This window comes from Pseudomonas sp. JV449, from assembly GCF_032424295.1.
GTDB classification, from domain to species: domain Bacteria; phylum Pseudomonadota; class Gammaproteobacteria; order Pseudomonadales; family Pseudomonadaceae; genus Aquipseudomonas; species Aquipseudomonas marginalis.
The window spans coordinates 34959-50775 of record NZ_VYKD01000012.1 but is presented as its reverse complement, the minus strand read 5'-3'; the positions used below and the strand labels follow the sequence as shown (position 1 = coordinate 50775).

Here is a 15817-nt window from a genome sequence, read left to right as displayed (position 1 = left end):
GGGCCTAGCCCTCACAAACGCATGGCGCATGCGCGGCTGATACTTTTTTAACCGCTGGCTCAGGATCAAAAAAGTATCAGTGCCGGGCGAAACCGGGGGTAGCGCAGGTAGTGCCACCCGCGTATTTTGAGGCGACTGCACCCATAGAAGAGGCATCACCATGCCCGTCAGTCGCGCCAAGCTGTTCGAACACCGCCCCGCCGAGCTTGAGGTGATCCTGCCCGAGCCGCAGCACTGCTTTCGCTGGTTCGAGCACGACTACCCTTACGATCTGGCGCGCTGGAACCACCACCCCGAATTCGAAATCCACCTGATTCGCCAGGGCAGCGGCAAGTTGGTGGCGGGCGACTATATCGGTGCGTTCAGTGCCGGGCATGTGGCGCTGATCGGCCCGGACCTGCCCCACGACTGGATCGGCGAACTGGCGCCCGGCGAACACCTGGCCGGCCGTGACGTGGTGCTGCAATTCGACGGCGCCGCCCTCCTCGCCCTGCGCGACACCCTGCCGGAACTCGGCGACTTGCACGCGCTGTTCGAACAGGCCCGGCGCGGCCTGGAATTCAGCGGCGACACCGCCGTGCAGGCCGCACGCTTGATGGAGGCCATCGGCAACGCCCACGGCCTGCAACGGCTGACCCTGTTCCTGCAACTGCTCGACAGCCTGAAAAACGCTCCGGCGCAGCAGGTAAAGGCCCTGGCCAGCCCCTGTTACGCCCCGACCCTGGACGCACGCAGCGCCGAGCGCATCAACAAGGCCTTCGACTACCTGATGCGCGAACTCACCGGCGACGTGCGCCTCTCGGTCATCGCCCAACAGTTGGACATGAGCGAACCGGGCTTCTCACGTTTCTTCAAGCGCAACACGGGCCATGGGTTTATCGACCTGATGCGCAAATTCCGCGTGCAACGCGCCTGTCGGTTATTGCTGCAAAGCGAGATGTCGGTGGCGGATATTTGTTTTGAAGTGGGCTACGCCAACCTGTCCAACTTCAACCGGCACTTTCGGATCGAGATGCACCAGACGCCCAGTGAATATCGCCGCGAACCGCCGATACACCTGTTCAACCCCATCGAGAAAATGACACCCAGTCATTTTTGATCAAAAGGTCGAGTAATTCGGCTTTTTTCCATGACATTCAATCCATTAAGCAAAGTTGGTACAGCCTGTGCAACCGTTTGCGGTACGAACTTGACCGCCAAGTTCACCACGACCCGATGAATCGGGTTCAAACCGCGTACGAATAGGGACTTTCAATGCACCCCACCTCAAAGCCCCGTGCCTGCTTTGGTGTTTCCTTGCTACTGGCCGCCGTAACGGGAGTACTCAGCGCGCCCATTTTGGCGCAGGAAAAATCCGTGGATGACTCAGCACAGGGCGAAACCCTGAGCCCTGAGGCCAGCCCGGCGAAAAAAGGCGTCTATCTGTCGGAATGGTTCAACCAGGATCTGACACTGATCGGCAGTAAAGACATCAGCTTCGGCCCCAAGCCCCAGGATGATGTCTACCTGGAATACGAGTACTTCGGCCGCAAGGGGCCCTTCGAGTTGTACGGCTACATCGACGTGCCGAAGATCCTCGGCATCGGCAACAGTAACGACAAAGGCGCGTGGGACCATGGCTCGCCGGTCTTCATGGAGCACGAGCCGCGTATCTCCATCGACTACCTGGCCGGACGCAGCCTGGCCATCGGCCCGTTCAAGGAATGGTATGTGGCGTTCGACTGGATCTACGACCACGGCAGCAATAAAGCCAACCGCGCCAACACCCTGTACAGCGGCCTCGGTACGGACATCGACACCCATTCGCGAGTCAACTTGTCGGCGAACTTCTACGGGCGTTACCAGTGGGAAAACTACGGCGCCAGCAATGAGTATTCCTGGGATGGCTACCGCGCGCAGATGAAATACATCGTGCCCATCGGCAAGTTCGACAACGGTGCGTCGCTGACCTATATCGGTTTCACCAACTACGATTTCGGCTCGGACCTGCACAAGGACAACCCGGCGCGCACCGCCAACGCCCTGGTGGCAACCAACGTGCTGCTGTATTCCTTCACCCACCTGCGCTTCACCCTGGTCGGTCGTTATTTTCATAACGGCGGCAACTGGGAAGATGGCAGTGAGTTGAACTTCGGCGAGGGTAACTTCCGCGCCCGCTCCGACGGCTGGGGTTATTACGCCGGCGTGGGCTACCAATTCTGATCAAGGAGTATTAGATGAATACATTTACCCGTCTTTCGCTGGCCGTCGGCCTTGCCCTGCTGCCCCATGTAGTGCTGGCTGATTCTGCTGCCCCCATCAAGCCCAAGGTGATGCTGATCACCATGTTCGCCCCCGAGGCGCAAACCTGGATCGACCGCCTGGAACTCAAGCAGGAAGTGCGCGTGCCGGGCCTGTCCGCCGAATACCCGGTGATCCGCTGCAACACCCGGGACGTGTGCCTGCTGGTAACCGGCATGGGCCAGACCAACGCCGCCGCGTCCACCCTGGCCCTGGCGTTGTCGCCCAAGTTCGACCTGCGCCAGAGCTATTTCCTGATCGCCGGGATTGCCGGGATCAGCCCGAAACACGGCACCATCGGCACTGCCGCCTGGGCCCACTACCTGGTGGAGTTCGGCACCCAGTGGGAGCTGGATTCGCGGGATGCGCCCAAGGATTGGCCGACCGGCTACCTTGGTATCAACACCAAGGGGCCCAACGAAAAGCCGCCGCTGGACTACAAGACCGAAGTGTTTGAACTGAACCCCAAGCTGCAGGCCAAGGCGTTCGCCCTGTCGCACACAGTCGAACTTACGGAAAGCAAAGAGTCCGCCGCCTGGCGCAAACACTACCCCGCCGCGCCCGCCAACCAGCCGCCGCAAGTCACCCGCTGCGACACCCTGGCGGGCAATACCTGGTTCTCCGGTACGCGCCTGAGCGAACGCGCCGAGGTGTGGACCAAGTTGCTCACGGATAACAAAGGCGAGTACTGCACCACCCAACAGGAAGACAACTCCACGTACGAAGCCTTGCTGCGCGCCAGCCGCGAGGGGTTGGTGGACATCCAGCGCCTGGCCGTCGTACGTGCCGGTTCGGACTTCGACCGCCCATACCCCGGCTACAGCGAAGTCGACAACCTGCTCAAATACGCCGACCAGGGCGGGTTCGTACCGGCGCTGGAAAACCTGTACCGCACGGGGAACCCGCTGGTACAGGCGATCCTCAACAACTGGTCGGCCTGGAAAAAAGGCGTTCCAGAAGCCTAGTGCCGCTCAAAAAGTGTCAAGGCAGGAAGATGATTTTGTCCGCGCTGCCTTGGTTCACCTCCCCATAGCATTGCACCCCATCGACCAGCGCCACCTCGCGCAGGCCGGTGGGCAGCGGCAACAAGCCTTCGTCGAAAAAACGTCCGAACTGCTCCAGCATCACCGCGCACTGCTCACAGTTGTAGAGCAATGAATTGATCCCCACCACCGAGCCGCCCTTGCGATACAGGGCCAGGGCCGGCAGTTGTACGTGACCGTCCACCGGCGCGGCAATGATCGCGATGCGACCGAACGGCGCCAGGCCTGCCACGGCCGCCGGCAGCCAGAAACCGGTGGTGTCGAAGATCACATCGGCGCCGCCCTTGAACACCGCATTGACCTGCGCGCCCAGCGCCTCGGGCTTGCCCAACGCAATCGCGTCGAACCCTTGCCCCTGCAATACCTCGGCCTGATCAGCCTTGCGCACCGCTGCCAACACCTGCGCACCCAGGACCCTCCCCAAGGCTAATGCCGCGCTGCCCACCGCCCCATTGGCGCCGATCACCAGCAAGCACGTGCCTTTGTCCACGCCACTGCGCTGCAGCGCATCCCAGGCCGTGGTGTAGGGCACACCCAGGCTGGCGGCCTGGGCAAAACTCAGGTGGGCAGGTTTGTGCGCCACGCCTTTGGCCGACACGGTGAGGTATTGGGCGTGGGAACCGTCGGCGAAAAAGCCCAGGTCGCGACCGGTGCCCCAGACCTCCTGCCCCACCAGCGCCTGCGGACCTTGCACCACCACGCCGGCGAAGTCGCGGCCAGGTATGCGCGGCACGGTGGTGTAGGGGAAACGCCCGAGTACGTTCTTCACGTCGCTGGGGTTGAGGCCCGCCGCCTTGATCCGTACCAGCACTTGATCGGCGGCCGGCACCGGCGTCGCGACGTCGACGAAGCTCAGGGCGGCAAGGTCGCCAGTGGTGGAAAATTGCAGTGCTTTCATTGCCAGTATCCATCGAAGGGAGAAAAGGAATCAGGACAACCAACCGCTGACCAACTGCCGGCCCATGGGCCAGAGTTTTTCGCCGAGCAGCATGCCCATCAGGCCCACCAGCGCAATGGCAGGCGGTGCGGGCGAACGGAAGTCCAGCGCGCCGTAGATCACGCCGACAAAGAGGCCAATGGCAAGGGAGATCAGGTAACTCATGGGGGCGACGCCTGTTGGGTTGATGGGCTTAGTGTAGGGAGCCCATCCCGGCAGCATCGGCCAAGGGCTTCAGGATTTCGGCCAACTCACGTACTGGGAAGGCGCCATCCCCAGTTCACGCCGGAACATGTCGCTGAAACTGCTCGGCGAATAGCCCAGGGAACGCGCGACAGCACTGACCGACTGGCCCTGGATCAGCTCGGCCACCGCCGTGGCCAATTGCACCTGGCGGCGCCATTCGGCAAAGCCCATGCCCAGGTGGTGCTGGAACAGTCGCGCCAAGGTGCGCACGCTGGCACCTGCCGCTTCCGCATGCTGCTCGAAAGGAATCTCCAGGGACGGCGCCGCCATGACCGCCTGGCACGCGCTGATCAGCCGGCGATCGGCCTCCACCGGCATGGCGATACGGATCTGCGAGCGGCGTGCCCGTTGCAACTCCAGCAGGGCCAGGCCGACCAAGGCGGCGTAATATCCCTCGTCACCGCTGTCGCCCTGTTCCACCAGCGTGACGATCAACTCACGCAGCAGCCCACCGACTTCAATCACTTGCACCTGGCTGTCCAATGTCGCCGCCAAGGCCGGACGCAAGTAGATATTGCGCATCTGCAAATCCGACACCACCCGGATGCCGTGCTCCACGCCCGGCGGCAGCCAGACCGCGCGCTGGGGCGGTACCACCAGGGCTTCACGAGGCGTCTCGACCCACATCACGCCGCTCATGGCATAGAGCAATTGGCCCCAGTCGTGGCGATGGGGCTCCACGTACAGGCCACGCGGGTAGGTGCGCGCCAAGGGTTGCACGGGGACGGCGTGATCACTGAGGTCGGGGGGTGCGGCCAGGGCCATGGGGAGCACATCTATCGGGAGTCAGCCGCCATGGTAATGACCACCGCCGGACAATCCGAGTGAATTTTTGCCGCCGAGGGCGATCACTTGCTTACACCACCAGGGTTGAGGGGCCAATGAATAACGCAAAACTGTTTGTGATCGACTACACCCTTCATGAGGAAGCCAAGTCATTCATTATTCGTCTGGAAAAGCTGGATACCTTGGAGGCCTGGCATTGGGCAAGCTGTGACGCCGGCGTGGGCCGTATCGGCCGTTTCGCCCGCGAGCGGGTGAAGAAAACCAGCCAGGAACAGGCCGAGAAATTCGGCATAAAAAACGTTCAATGGCGCCGCTCGGATGCGCGCGCCCAGGCTTGATCAAGGAGAAATGAGCATGGATTCAATCAACGGCAAGGCGCGCATCGATTACACCCGGGACACGTTGTTCGGGCCATTGGCCAAGCATGTCGAGTGCCAGGTGAGCGTGCAGCATAAGCCCGGCTGGCTGGTGCTGAAGGTGTTCCAGCCGCTGCCGGACGATTTGCATGATGCGCAGACCCTGGTGCTGGCCCTCGAAGGTCGACGAACCAGCGGCGTGGTAAAAGACAGCCGGCGCTTGTCCGACCACAGCCTGCGCCTGGAGCTGGAACCCCAGTAATCGATACGCAGGGAGCCCGCTATTCAGGCTCCCTGCGAACGTATTCAGCCTTTAGCCGACTTGGCGCACTCGCACCCCGTCGCCGCCGCACAAGGCTCGCCATGGGCATGGTGCTCGGCGCAGCCCTGGCAGCAATAGCCCTTACCGTCCTTCATTACCGCATCGACGCCCAGCACACACTTGCAATGTGGGCAGGCACAGGTTTGATCAGGCATGGCCAGACTCCTTCTTCATGGTCGTCCGGTGCGGCGGTTGCCGGCACCTTAAGCAGTGACTGCCAGGCCTCGGCGATGGTTCAAACCATCAGTCGGTGCGCGTATTGCTGCGGTACATGAACACCAAGGCCAGAGCCAGACACACCATCGCCAGGATGCGGCTGCTCGACAGTTCGACAGCCGGGTTGCCCAGCCAACCGAAGTTATCGATCAGCATGCCCATGCCCAATTGCCCTGTGATCACGGCCACGGTTGCCACTGCAGTACCGACCACCGGCACGGCCCCGACCATCACCATCATGTACACCACGCCGAACAATGCACCGGTCAGTTGCCATTTGGGCACGTCCAGCAGGCTGAGGACCTGGGCCGGTTCGAAGAAGAAAATCAGCAACGCGGTGGTGAGCGCGCCCACTGCGAACGTCAGCAGACTGCTGCGCAACACGCCCACCGCCTGGCCGAGACGACCATTGATTGCCGCCTGCACACTCAGCACCGCACCGGCAGCAATCACCAGCACCAATAACAGAATCAGATTCATCGCCTTACCCTCGTGCAATCAGAACAAGTGCCGCCACAATCAACGCCAGGGCTATCCAGCGCTCGCCATTGACCCGTTTGCGTGCGGTGCCGAACCAGCCGAAATGGTCGATCAGCACGCTCTTGCCCACCTGGCCGGACAAAATCGCGATCATGGTCATGGCAATACCGATGTGCGGCGTGGCCAGGGTCAGCACCACCACATACATCGGCCCCAGGAACCCACCGATCAGTTGCCAGCGCGGCAACTCGGACAACGCCGGGCCCTTCTGCGGGCCGCTGAACAGCAGCAGCAAAAACAGAATCGCCGAGCCGACGCCGAAGATGCTCAAGGTTGCCCATAAATGCCCCACCTGGACGCCCAATGGCCCGAGCAACCCGGCCTCCACCGACAGGCCCATGCCCGCCAGGATCACCAGCGGCAACAACAGCAACCGTAAAAGGCTGTTTTTTGGCCTGGCTTGCGCCACACCCTCGATAGAACTGGCCTGCATACATCACCTGCGCGTCAATAAAGGAAACATGGCGCGCATTATCCGGTGGCCTGCCTGTGCGATAAATGGGAGTATGCTGACAACACCTTTGCGCACTACGCACAACTCGGAGGCATGATGCAGGGCTTGAATGAATTGAGTTTCAAGGCGCTGCGCCTGTTCGTCGCGGTGCTGGATCACGGCAGCTTTTCCGAAGTGGCTCGCCGCGAAGGCCTGGCGCCCTCCTCCATCTCCCGGCAGATCCAACTGATGGAACAGGCCCTCGGCCAGCAGTTGCTCTACCGCCACACCCGCGCGGTGAGCCCCACCGAAGCCGGGCGCCTGCTGGGGCGACACGCGCGCTTGATGCTCGAACAGCTGGAAGCCGCCGGCCAGGCCCTGCAGGAACAGGAAAGCGAACCCAGCGGCCTGGTGCGCATCAACGCGCCGATGGTGTTCGGCCAGCGTCACCTGTCACCGTGGCTGGGCGAGTTATGCCGGCGCTACCCGAAGCTGCAACTGGACATCCAGCAAACCGACACCTTCGTCGACCCGCTGCAAGACGGCACCGACCTGCTGTTCCGTATCGGCGTGCTCAACGACTCCAGCATGCAGGCACGCATCTTCGCCCCCCAGCGCTTTCGCCTTGCCGCCAGCCCCGCCTACCTGGCCCGCCAGGGCACGCCCCAGCACCCCGAGGAACTGCTCCATCACCAGTGCCTGGCCTACAAGGGCATCACCGGCCAGCAACGCTGGTTCTTCCGCAAAGGCCAGGGCGACTGGACACCCTACAGCGTCAAGGGCCCGATCACCGGCAACCACGCCGACACCCTCACCCACGCCGCCGAACAAGGCCTGGGCCTGGTGGTGTTTCCGTCCTGGCTGATCGGCGAAGGCCTACGTGCTGGCACCCTGCAAGCGGTACTGACGGAATATGAAGTGGCGACCACGCTGGAGCCGCAGCAGATCGCTGCGCTGTGGCCGGGGAGCCGACGACTGTCCCTGAAGGTGCGCACGGTGATCGATTATTTTGTGGAGTGTTTTGGGACGGTGCCGTATTGGGATCGATGAGCGGTTGAGGAATTTTCCGAGTAGTAAAAGTAGGCTCGGTCTGATTTAACGGGCCACTCTATTTTGGACCGGGTGCATTGGGGCAGACTTTGGCGATGTCTTTTTGGAGAGATGCCATGGTTTTCATGTACCCAAAGCCGTCGCGCGCTGAACGTGTGGCGGCAACCAGCGGTCGGCTCGTCTTGGATAGCTCACCCAGTTTTGGCTATATTTGGCCAAAATACGCGGAGCACCTCATGATTACCGTACCCTTGGGCGAAGCAAAGAATAACCTGTCAAAACTGGTGGATGACGCCGCCGCCGGCAAAATTATCACCATTGCCAAGCATGGACGTGCGATGGCGCAACTCGTCCCCGTGGGGAAATCCAAAGGTCAGCGAATTGGCGCGATGAAAGGAAAGCTCGTTGTCCCCGAGGACTTTGATGCGCCCCTGCCAGCCGATCTGCTGGATGCGTTTGAGGGCAGCCATCCATGAGGGTGCTGCTGGATACCCATGTTCTGCTCTGGGCACTGACTGACGACCCGAAGCTATCCAGCAAAGCCCGACGACTGATCGAGAATGCCGCAGAGATCTACGTCAGCGCGGCAACCTTCTGGGAAATGGCGATCAAGGTCGGCCTTGGAAAACTCGATGCAGACCTGGACGAAATCCGGGAATACTGCCTTGAAAGCGGTTTCGTCGAACTGCCCATCACCTCGGAACACGCGATTGCCGTCAAGGATCTTGAGCCTCATCACAAAGACCCTTTTGATCGGCTTATCGTAGCGACAGCCATCAGTGAACCGATGAGACTATTGACCGCCGACACGCAGATTGCCCAGTACACATCCTTGGCAATCCTGGTATAGCCCGCACCCACGGCCTGGAACTCAGAACACCCACTGCCCAATCAACCACGCATTGGCGCCACTGATCAGCGCAAACAGAAACCACGCCAACACCCGAGTGTGCAGGCGATTGACGAACGGCCCCATCAGCTGCTTGTCGCCGGTCATGCGGATCAACGGGTACAACGCAAACGGCAACTGCAGGCTGAGCACCACCTGGCTGAGGATCAGCAGCTTGCCAATGGCCTGGTCGCCCATCAACCACACCCCGAGAAACGCCGGGATCAGCGCCAGCCCACGGGTGATCAGGCGGCGTTGCCAGCAGGGAATGCGCAGGTTGAGGTAGCCCTCCATGATCACTTGCCCGGCGATGGTGCCGGTAAAGGTCGAGCTTTGCCCGGACGCCAGCAAGGCGATGCCGAACAGGATGCTGGCAAAGGCGCCGCCCACCAGCGGGTCGAGCAAGCGGTAGGCGTCCTGGATCTCCACCACCTCAGTGTGCCCCGTCTTGTAGAAGGCGGAGGCGGCGAGTATCAGGATCGCGGCGTTGACCAGCAGTGCCAGGGCCAGGGAGCCAATGGTGTCGATCCGGGCCAGCTTGACCGCGTCCTGTTTGCTGGCGAGGTCTTTGCCGATCAGGCGGGTTTGCACGATCGAGCTGTGCAGGTAGAGGTTATGGGGCATCACCGTGGCGCCGAGAATACCGATGGCCAGGTACAACGGCGCGGCATCGCTGATGGCCGACAGGGATGGGGTGAAGCCACTGAACACATCCGGCCAATACGGTTTGATCAGCACCAGCTCAATGAAGAAACACACGCCGATGGTCGCCACCAGCGCCAGCATGATCGCCTCCAGGCGGCGAAAACCACGGTTTTGCAGGGCCAGGACCAACAGCGTATCGAAGGCGGTGATGACAATACCGGTGGTCAGGGAAACGCCCAGCAGCAGGTGAAACGCCAGGGCGCAGCCGAGTACTTCGGCGAGGTCGGTGGCGATGATGGAGATTTCCGCCAGCACCCACTGGGTGCGTGCGGAGCGTTTGCTGTAGCGCTCACGGCACAGTTGCGCCAAGTCCTTGCCGGTAGCGATACCCAACCGCGAGCACAGGCACTGCACCGCCATCCCCGCCAGGCTGGCGAGCAATACCACGAACAACAGGCTGTAGCCGTAGCGCGACCCGGCTTCGATGGCCGTGGCCCAGTTGCCTGGGTCCATGTAGCCGATGGAGATCAGCAGGCCGGGGCCGGCGAACATCAGGATGCGCTTGAAGAAGGACGCCTTGGGGTCAACGGCAACGGAGCCGGCCACTTCCGGCGGGCAGAATGGAGCGGTAGCGATTTTCGGCAGGCTGAATTTCACGCGGTATCCCAGGCAAACATACTCGACAGGGGCTCAGCTTATCAGTCGGACGCAACCGTGCGCATCACCGTCTCCCGAGGCAGGTCAAACGCCTCCACGACCTGTACCACCAGGTCCATCTCCTGGTTCAAGGCTTCACGCTCCATGCGCTGGCGAATCACCCCGATCACCAGCACGGCCAGGGTGGTGATCGAGTACGCCGGGCCGGAAAACGCCCGTACACCGCTCACCAGCAACATCGCCGCCGCCAACGCCTGGCCGACCACCGGGATCGCGGAGGCCGCACCACGACGCAGGATAAACCCGGTCAACCCGGCCAGCGCCGTGCCGCTCAACGCCGTAGTGGCTGTTCGGCCGACATCGAAACGGCTGAACAGACCCAGCTCCTTTTGCGCCGCCGCCTTGAGTTCAGCGTCGAATACCTGGCGGTCGGCGTGGCTGAGTTTGTCCTTGTACTGCTCGAGCAGTTTTTCCGCGACCTGGGCTTCGAGGTCAGCCAGTGCCACCGTTTCAACGGGCTCGGCAAACTTGATTCCCAGTCGCTGCGCCACCTCTTCGGCAATCTGCCGATAGTTCACGCCATGGCCACGGGCAAGGTTCATAAAGCTGTCGCCGCCCATGCGCTGCAACTCGATGGCCAGCTTGAGCGGCTCGCGTACCGTGGCGTCAATCGACGCACTGCGCTTTTGCGCCATCAATTCGGCCAGGAACGCCAGCTCCTCCGGCCGCGCCTGCACCAGGGCCGCAAGCAAGTCGGTGTCCTCTTCGGCAAAGCGTACCTCGCTGCTGCGCTGGTCGGCGCGGATCACGCCGCGCCGCTCATGCAAGAGGTCGGTGTACTGCACCACGGTCTGCAACTGCGGCCAGTACGCGGCATGATCAAAGGTAGCCAGGTGCACATTGGTAACCTTGGCCTTGAGTGCCGGCGTCACCGGGATCGCATACCGGCCGATGCACCGCTCGGTGTCCGGCTTCATGGCCAGGGCCCAGTCCTTGCTGGAGTGGCAATTGATCACCCGCCCCTTGAGCGGCGCACACACCTCATCCCAAGGGCTGGACGTACAGATCGCTCCGCCCATCAACAGCAGGTTGTCCAACGGCAGTTCCCGTGCGGTATCCGGGCTGGCAAGCAGGCTCTTGACCAGAATCCGCGCCCCCAGGGAATGCCCGATCAGGTTGATACGCCGCACCTGCAGCGCCTCGCCATGCAGGTAGCTGGCCAGCTCCGGCAGTAAGCTCCTGGCCACTTCCTCCACCCGCGCCTCGACGCTTTTGTAGTGGTCGAGAAAATAGGCAATCGCCTTGCCCACGCCGACGGTCGCGGCACCGATGCTGCCACCACCCAGCATCGCGGCGATCACCTCCTTGAAGGGCGCAAACAGGTTTTCCAGAAAATGCCCCGCCGGCCAGAACAGCATCAGGTTGGTCGAACCCTCGATACCCGCCAGCTGTTGCTTGAAATTGCCCAGCTGTTGCCGGTTAAAGAACGCCGAGTAACCGTGAACATAGAGATTGAGCACATCGCCCTGAGGCTCGCCGCACAATACGAACGTGGGCTTGCGGGTGCGGTGCATTTCATCCCACTGGTGCTGCATGGGCCGGTGACTCCTGGTAACGAGGGACGGCGATAATAACAAAGGGAGGCCTGTAGAACGGTGAATCCTGACCGGCGTGGCGGTCGCGAAGGCTCAGAACTGCGCCGCAGCCTTTGATTTGGCCAGGTAGCGCGCCGGCGAATCCCCCAGGTTGCGCCGGAACACGGAGGTGAATGCACTGGAACTGCTGAACCCCAATTCGAACGCGACATCGGTGATGGACGTGCCATGGCTTAGCCGTGCGGTGGCTTCCAATAGGCACACCTGCTGGCGCCAGGACACGAACGTCATCCCCGTGCCCTCGTAGAAATGGCGGGTGAAGGTGCGCCGACTCATGTTCGACCAATCAGCCATCTCGTCGAGGGTGATTTTCTGCGTGGGCGCATCCAGGAAGCGCTGACACGCTCGCGCCAGCCGCGGCTCGCACGGCAATGGCGCGCTGAGTGGCAGCTCGGGCATGGCTCCGATTTCATCAATCAACAGCGTCAGCACGCAGTGATGCCTCACGCTGGGTAATGCCGAGGAGTCGATAGCCAGCGCCGCCTCCAGTAAATGCCTGAGCAGGGGCGACACTTCAAACACCTGGCAGCGGTCCTGCAACCGCGCCCGCTTAGCGGCATCGGTGTCCAGGTAGGTATTGAGCATCACCACATCCCCGCGCATATGCATTTCATGGGGCACACCACCCGGCACCCAGATCGCCCGTTGCGGCGGTACCACCCAGTTGCCGAGATCGGTGAACATTTTCAGCGCGCCGGTGGAGGCATAGGCGAACTGCCCACGTGAGTGCGTGTGCCGCTCAAAGACGGTGCCGCAAGGGTATTCGCGCAGCGTTACCACGGCTTCTGGGCTGGCGGAATCAAAGGTCGGAATCATGGCCCGATTCTGTCAAAAGATGGCCTTGCATAGCAAGCGGGCCAACCCGCCACTCCCCTAACATCAACGCCCTCGAAAAAGCGTCATGACCAAGGGAACATTCCATGCTGAAAAAACACCTGGCGCTAGCCGTGCTCGTCACCCTGGTATGGGGGGTGAATTTCCCCATCACCAAACTCGGCCTGCGCTCGGTCGACCCTTTTGTCCTCACGGGCATCCGCTTTTCCCTCGCCGCCCTGCCGCTGGTGTTCTTCATCAAGCGCCCCGCCGTCAAATTCAGCTACGTGGCCGCCTACGGCGTCATCTTCGGGCTGGGCATGTGGGGCGTGATCAACTATGGCATCGAGAGGGGTGTGAGCCCCGGCATCGCGTCATTGATCATTCAACTCAGCGTATTTTTCACCATGGGCTGGGGTTGCGTGTTGTTCAGGGAAACACTCCGCGGGACGCAAATGGCGGGTGCATTTATGGCCCTGATCGGCCTGGCAGCTATCATCTCCACCCGAGAAGGCAGCCACGCAGTGCTGGGTGTGATGTTGATCGTACTCAGTGCGCTGGCCTGGAGCGTGGGTAACGTCATCATCAAGAAGTCGGGGGTCACTGAGGTCTTCTCGTTCATGGTGTGGGCCAGCCTGTTTCCGCCGATCCCGTTATTTCTCATGGCTTGGCTGATGCATGGCAGCGCGCCGTTCGAAGGCTTGCAATCCAGCCTCGACATCATTGCGATCCTGTCCATTCTGTTTCAGGTGTACCTGGCGACGCACTTTGCCTACTGGGGCTGGAACTCGCTGCTCAAGCTGTACCCGGTGTCCACGGTGGCGCCACTGTCGTTGTTGATTCCGGTGTTCGGGATCAGCAGTTCGATGCTGCTGATTGGCGAGCGCGTTCCCTCGCCAGACCTGATCTCGATTGCGATCATCATCGCCGGCCTGGCCGTGGGTTTATACCGCAAGCCGGTGTGAACCGCCCGCCGCCAGACACACACTGGCGTGTTGTCCCCTCAAACGCAGCAAAAACACAATTTTCGAAAGGTAAAAAGCGCTCTAATACCCTCCTGTCGATTGGTTTTAAAGATCCTGGAGTTCGCAATGCCCCATGAAGGCAATCTGTTACAAGCAGCCGTGGTGTTCCTGCTCGCCGCCGTGCTGACCGTGCCCCTGGCCAAGCGCCTGCAATTGGGCGCGGTGCTGGGCTATCTGTTTGCCGGCGTGATCATCGGTCCGTCGGTGTTGGGCCTGATTGGCAACCCGCAAAGCGTCGCGCAGTTCTCCGAACTGGGCGTGGTGTTGCTGCTGTTTATCATCGGCCTGGAGCTGTCGCCCAAGCGTTTATGGGTGATGCGCAAGGCGGTATTTGGCGTCGGCCTGGCCCAGGTGCTGCTCACCGGCCTGGTCATGGGAGCGGTGGCGTTGTGGCTGTTTGGCCAGTCGTGGAACAGCGCAATCGTGCTCGGCCTTGGCCTGGCGCTGTCGTCCACCGCGTTCGGCCTGCAAAGCCTGGCCGAGCGCAAGGAGCTGAACCAGCCCCACGGGCGCCTGGCGTTTGCGATCCTGCTGTTCCAGGACATCGCCGCGATCCCGTTGATTGCCATGGTGCCGCTGCTGGCCGGCAGCGATCATCCGACCACCGAAGCCCAGGGCCTGCAACACGTCCTGCAGATCCTCGGCAGTATTGCCGTGGTGATCATCGGCGGCCGCTACCTTCTGCGGCCGGTGTTTCGCATCGTCGCCAAGACCGGCCTGCGCGAAGTGTCCACCGCCACCGCCCTGTTGGTGGTGATCGGCACCGCCTGGCTGATGGAACTGGTGGGTGTGTCCATGGCCCTCGGCGCCTTCCTCGCCGGCCTGCTGCTGGCGGACTCGGAGTACCGCCACGAACTGGAATCCCAGATCGAGCCGTTCAAGGGCCTGCTGCTGGGGCTGTTCTTTATCAGCGTGGGCATGGGCGCCAACCTCAGCCTGCTGCTCAGCTCACCGCTGGTGGTGATCGGCCTGACCCTGCTGTTGATCGGTTTGAAGCTGCCGCTGCTGTACGCCGTGGGCCGCATGGTAGGTGATCTCAACCGCGAAAGCGCCCTGCGCCTGGGTGTGGTGCTGGCTGCGGGCGGTGAGTTCGCCTTTGTGGTGTTCAAGATCGGCCGCGACCAGGGCCTGTTCGAACCGCACCTCTACGACGTGCTAGTGCTGACCATCACCCTGTCCATGGCCGTCACCCCGCTGTTGCTGCTGGTCTGCCCCAAGCTGTTCAAGCCCAAGGTCAAGCCGGTGGAAGTCCCGGAGGAATACCGCACCATCGAAAGCGATGCGCCGCGCGTGGTGATCGCCGGCATGGGCCGTATGGGCCAGATCGTCGCGCGGATCCTGCGCGCGCAGAACATCTCCTTCATCGCCCTCGACACCTCGGTGGAAACCATCGAGCTGACCCGCAGTTTCGGCGGCATGCCGGTGTTCTACGGTGATCCGCAACGTCCGGAGATCCTGCACGCCGCCAAGGTCGACCAGGCCGAGTTCTTCGTGATCGCCATGGACGACCCGGAGATCAACATCAAGACCGCCGAACTGGTGCGCAACCTCTACCCGCACATGCAGATCATCGCCCGTGCGCGTAACCGCCAGCACGTGCACCGCCTGGTGGACCTCGACGCCTCGCCGGTTCGCGAGACCTTCTACTCCAGCCTGGAAATGAGCCGTCGCACCCTGGTGGGCCTTGGGTTGACCCAGGCCCAGGCCGATGCCCGCATCACCCGCTTCAAGCACCACGACCTGCAAGTGCTCGCCGCCCAGCACGCGGTGTACGACGATGCGGCCAAGGTGATGCAAACCGCCCAGGAAGCCCGGGCGGAACTGGCGCGACTGTTTGAGATGGATCGGCTTGAGGAAGAGTCCGACAAGGTGTGAGGCTAAGGGCGAACGATATTGCGAATTTTCTGACAGAATGTGCCGCAAT

19 protein-coding genes are annotated in these 15817 nt (G+C 61.8%); 10 read left to right on the top strand and 9 right to left on the bottom strand.

What is annotated here, in order from left to right; all coding sequences use genetic code 11:
* Positions 1-160 precede the first annotated feature (160 nt).
* From F6S08_RS12180 to F6S08_RS12170, 3 genes are all read left to right on the top strand, one after another.
* Positions 161-1099: an AraC family transcriptional regulator gene (locus tag F6S08_RS12180; RefSeq protein ID WP_065924393.1), complete on the top strand. Its 939-nt coding sequence runs from the start codon at positions 161-163 to the stop codon at positions 1097-1099.
* A 155-nt stretch (positions 1100-1254) separates the two neighbouring features.
* Positions 1255-2202: a nucleoside-specific channel-forming protein Tsx gene (locus F6S08_RS12175; RefSeq protein ID WP_065949036.1), complete on the top strand. Its 948-nt coding sequence runs from the start codon at positions 1255-1257 to the stop codon at positions 2200-2202.
* Positions 2203-2216: 14 nt separating this feature from the next.
* A complete protein-coding gene (locus F6S08_RS12170) occupies positions 2217-3245 on the top strand; it encodes a purine-nucleoside phosphorylase (RefSeq protein WP_065949037.1) in 1029 nt (342 codons plus the stop codon).
* A 16-nt stretch (positions 3246-3261) separates the two neighbouring features.
* Here F6S08_RS12170 and F6S08_RS12165 read toward each other — a convergent pair whose 3' ends face one another.
* The 3 genes from F6S08_RS12165 to F6S08_RS12155 form a co-directional block, all read right to left on the bottom strand.
* Complete coding sequence (locus F6S08_RS12165) at positions 3262-4221, bottom strand: zinc-binding alcohol dehydrogenase family protein (protein WP_315871642.1); 960 nt, start codon at positions 4219-4221, stop codon at positions 3262-3264.
* Between the two features lie 30 nt (positions 4222-4251).
* Positions 4252-4425, bottom strand: coding sequence for a DUF1427 family protein (locus F6S08_RS12160; RefSeq protein ID WP_017849167.1), 174 nt, complete (start codon positions 4423-4425; stop codon positions 4252-4254).
* A 69-nt stretch (positions 4426-4494) separates the two neighbouring features.
* Positions 4495-5271, bottom strand: coding sequence for an AraC family transcriptional regulator (locus F6S08_RS12155; protein WP_065924389.1), 777 nt, complete (start codon positions 5269-5271; stop codon positions 4495-4497).
* Positions 5272-5387: 116 nt separating this feature from the next.
* Here F6S08_RS12155 and F6S08_RS12150 point away from each other — a divergent pair, with 116 nt between their 5' ends.
* Together F6S08_RS12150 and F6S08_RS12145 are read left to right on the top strand one after the other, a co-directional pair.
* The gene (locus tag F6S08_RS12150) at positions 5388-5630 is read left to right on the top strand and encodes a DUF6555 family protein (protein ID WP_065924388.1); all 243 of its coding nucleotides are present in this window, start codon (positions 5388-5390) and stop codon (positions 5628-5630) included.
* 16 nt (positions 5631-5646) lie between these two features.
* On the top strand, positions 5647-5910 hold the full coding sequence (locus F6S08_RS12145; RefSeq protein ID WP_027607511.1) for a hypothetical protein: 264 nt from the start codon (positions 5647-5649) through the stop codon (positions 5908-5910).
* A 44-nt stretch (positions 5911-5954) separates the two neighbouring features.
* Here the strand turns inward: F6S08_RS12145 and F6S08_RS12140 are convergent, their stop codons facing one another.
* The 3 genes from F6S08_RS12140 to F6S08_RS12130 all read right to left on the bottom strand — a co-directional run bounded on the left by F6S08_RS12140 (position 5955) and on the right by F6S08_RS12130 (position 7159).
* The gene (locus tag F6S08_RS12140; protein WP_074846300.1) at positions 5955-6125 is read right to left on the bottom strand and encodes a metallothionein; all 171 of its coding nucleotides are present in this window, start codon (positions 6123-6125) and stop codon (positions 5955-5957) included.
* An 88-nt stretch (positions 6126-6213) separates the two neighbouring features.
* The gene (locus F6S08_RS12135; protein ID WP_065924387.1) at positions 6214-6666 is read right to left on the bottom strand and encodes a DMT family transporter; all 453 of its coding nucleotides are present in this window, start codon (positions 6664-6666) and stop codon (positions 6214-6216) included.
* 4 nt (positions 6667-6670) lie between these two features.
* Positions 6671-7159, bottom strand: a complete 489-nt coding sequence (locus tag F6S08_RS12130; protein ID WP_027607513.1) for a DMT family transporter — start codon at positions 7157-7159, stop codon at positions 6671-6673.
* 117 nt (positions 7160-7276) lie between these two features.
* Here F6S08_RS12130 and F6S08_RS12125 point away from each other — a divergent pair, with 117 nt between their 5' ends.
* The 3 genes from F6S08_RS12125 (at position 7277) to F6S08_RS12115 (ending at position 9059) form a co-directional block, all read left to right on the top strand.
* Positions 7277-8209 (top strand): LysR family transcriptional regulator, encoded by a 933-nt coding sequence (locus F6S08_RS12125; RefSeq protein ID WP_065949053.1) that lies wholly within the window; start codon positions 7277-7279, stop codon positions 8207-8209.
* A 116-nt stretch (positions 8210-8325) separates the two neighbouring features.
* Positions 8326-8685, top strand: coding sequence for a type II toxin-antitoxin system Phd/YefM family antitoxin (locus tag F6S08_RS12120; protein WP_235865582.1), 360 nt, complete (start codon positions 8326-8328; stop codon positions 8683-8685).
* On the top strand, positions 8682-9059 hold the full coding sequence (locus tag F6S08_RS12115; RefSeq protein ID WP_065924386.1) for a type II toxin-antitoxin system VapC family toxin: 378 nt from the start codon (positions 8682-8684) through the stop codon (positions 9057-9059). Before F6S08_RS12120 ends, F6S08_RS12115 begins: the two co-directional genes overlap by 4 nt.
* A gap of 21 nt (positions 9060-9080) precedes the next feature.
* Here the strand turns inward: F6S08_RS12115 and F6S08_RS12110 are convergent, their stop codons facing one another.
* The 3 genes from F6S08_RS12110 to F6S08_RS12100 all read right to left on the bottom strand — a co-directional run bounded on the left by F6S08_RS12110 (position 9081) and on the right by F6S08_RS12100 (position 12871).
* Positions 9081-10400: an Nramp family divalent metal transporter gene (locus F6S08_RS12110; protein ID WP_065924385.1), complete on the bottom strand. Its 1320-nt coding sequence runs from the start codon at positions 10398-10400 to the stop codon at positions 9081-9083.
* Between the two features lie 41 nt (positions 10401-10441).
* On the bottom strand, positions 10442-11995 hold the full coding sequence (locus tag F6S08_RS12105) for a DUF726 domain-containing protein (RefSeq protein WP_065924384.1): 1554 nt from the start codon (positions 11993-11995) through the stop codon (positions 10442-10444).
* Between the two features lie 93 nt (positions 11996-12088).
* Positions 12089-12871: an AraC family transcriptional regulator gene (locus F6S08_RS12100; protein ID WP_065924383.1), complete on the bottom strand. Its 783-nt coding sequence runs from the start codon at positions 12869-12871 to the stop codon at positions 12089-12091.
* Positions 12872-12975: 104 nt separating this feature from the next.
* Between F6S08_RS12100 and F6S08_RS12095 the strand changes: the two genes are divergently transcribed.
* Together F6S08_RS12095 and F6S08_RS12090 are read left to right on the top strand one after the other, a co-directional pair.
* The gene (locus tag F6S08_RS12095; RefSeq protein ID WP_074846290.1) at positions 12976-13833 is read left to right on the top strand and encodes an EamA family transporter; all 858 of its coding nucleotides are present in this window, start codon (positions 12976-12978) and stop codon (positions 13831-13833) included.
* 126 nt (positions 13834-13959) lie between these two features.
* Entirely contained in the window at positions 13960-15768 is a 1809-nt protein-coding gene (locus F6S08_RS12090; protein WP_065949041.1) for a monovalent cation:proton antiporter-2 (CPA2) family protein, read from the top strand.
* The last annotated feature ends 49 nt before the right edge of the window (positions 15769-15817 follow it).

Excerpts from the sequence above, each read along its gene's own strand:
- F6S08_RS12165 (WP_315871642.1), bottom strand. The coding sequence starts at position 4,221 with ATGAAAGCACTGCAATTTTCCACCACTGGCGACCTTGCCGCCCTGAGC.
- F6S08_RS12130 (WP_027607513.1), bottom strand. The coding sequence starts at position 7,159 with ATGCAGGCCAGTTCTATCGAGGGTGTGGCGCAAGCCAGGCCAAAAAAC.
- F6S08_RS12120 (WP_235865582.1), top strand. The coding sequence starts at position 8,326 with ATGGTTTTCATGTACCCAAAGCCGTCGCGCGCTGAACGTGTGGCGGCA.
- F6S08_RS12180 (WP_065924393.1), top strand. The coding sequence starts at position 161 with ATGCCCGTCAGTCGCGCCAAGCTGTTCGAACACCGCCCCGCCGAGCTT.
- F6S08_RS12095 (WP_074846290.1), top strand. The coding sequence starts at position 12,976 with ATGCTGAAAAAACACCTGGCGCTAGCCGTGCTCGTCACCCTGGTATGG.
- F6S08_RS12175 (WP_065949036.1), top strand. The coding sequence starts at position 1,255 with ATGCACCCCACCTCAAAGCCCCGTGCCTGCTTTGGTGTTTCCTTGCTA.
- F6S08_RS12100 (WP_065924383.1), bottom strand. The coding sequence starts at position 12,871 with ATGATTCCGACCTTTGATTCCGCCAGCCCAGAAGCCGTGGTAACGCTG.
- F6S08_RS12090 (WP_065949041.1), top strand. The coding sequence starts at position 13,960 with ATGCCCCATGAAGGCAATCTGTTACAAGCAGCCGTGGTGTTCCTGCTC.
- F6S08_RS12125 (WP_065949053.1), top strand. The coding sequence starts at position 7,277 with ATGCAGGGCTTGAATGAATTGAGTTTCAAGGCGCTGCGCCTGTTCGTC.
- F6S08_RS12105 (WP_065924384.1), bottom strand. The coding sequence starts at position 11,995 with ATGCAGCACCAGTGGGATGAAATGCACCGCACCCGCAAGCCCACGTTC.
- F6S08_RS12160 (WP_017849167.1), bottom strand. The coding sequence starts at position 4,425 with ATGAGTTACCTGATCTCCCTTGCCATTGGCCTCTTTGTCGGCGTGATC.
- F6S08_RS12140 (WP_074846300.1), bottom strand. The coding sequence starts at position 6,125 with ATGCCTGATCAAACCTGTGCCTGCCCACATTGCAAGTGTGTGCTGGGC.
- F6S08_RS12170 (WP_065949037.1), top strand. The coding sequence starts at position 2,217 with ATGAATACATTTACCCGTCTTTCGCTGGCCGTCGGCCTTGCCCTGCTG.
- F6S08_RS12155 (WP_065924389.1), bottom strand. The coding sequence starts at position 5,271 with ATGGCCCTGGCCGCACCCCCCGACCTCAGTGATCACGCCGTCCCCGTG.
- F6S08_RS12145 (WP_027607511.1), top strand. The coding sequence starts at position 5,647 with ATGGATTCAATCAACGGCAAGGCGCGCATCGATTACACCCGGGACACG.
- F6S08_RS12150 (WP_065924388.1), top strand. The coding sequence starts at position 5,388 with ATGAATAACGCAAAACTGTTTGTGATCGACTACACCCTTCATGAGGAA.
- F6S08_RS12135 (WP_065924387.1), bottom strand. The coding sequence starts at position 6,666 with ATGAATCTGATTCTGTTATTGGTGCTGGTGATTGCTGCCGGTGCGGTG.
- F6S08_RS12115 (WP_065924386.1), top strand. The coding sequence starts at position 8,682 with ATGAGGGTGCTGCTGGATACCCATGTTCTGCTCTGGGCACTGACTGAC.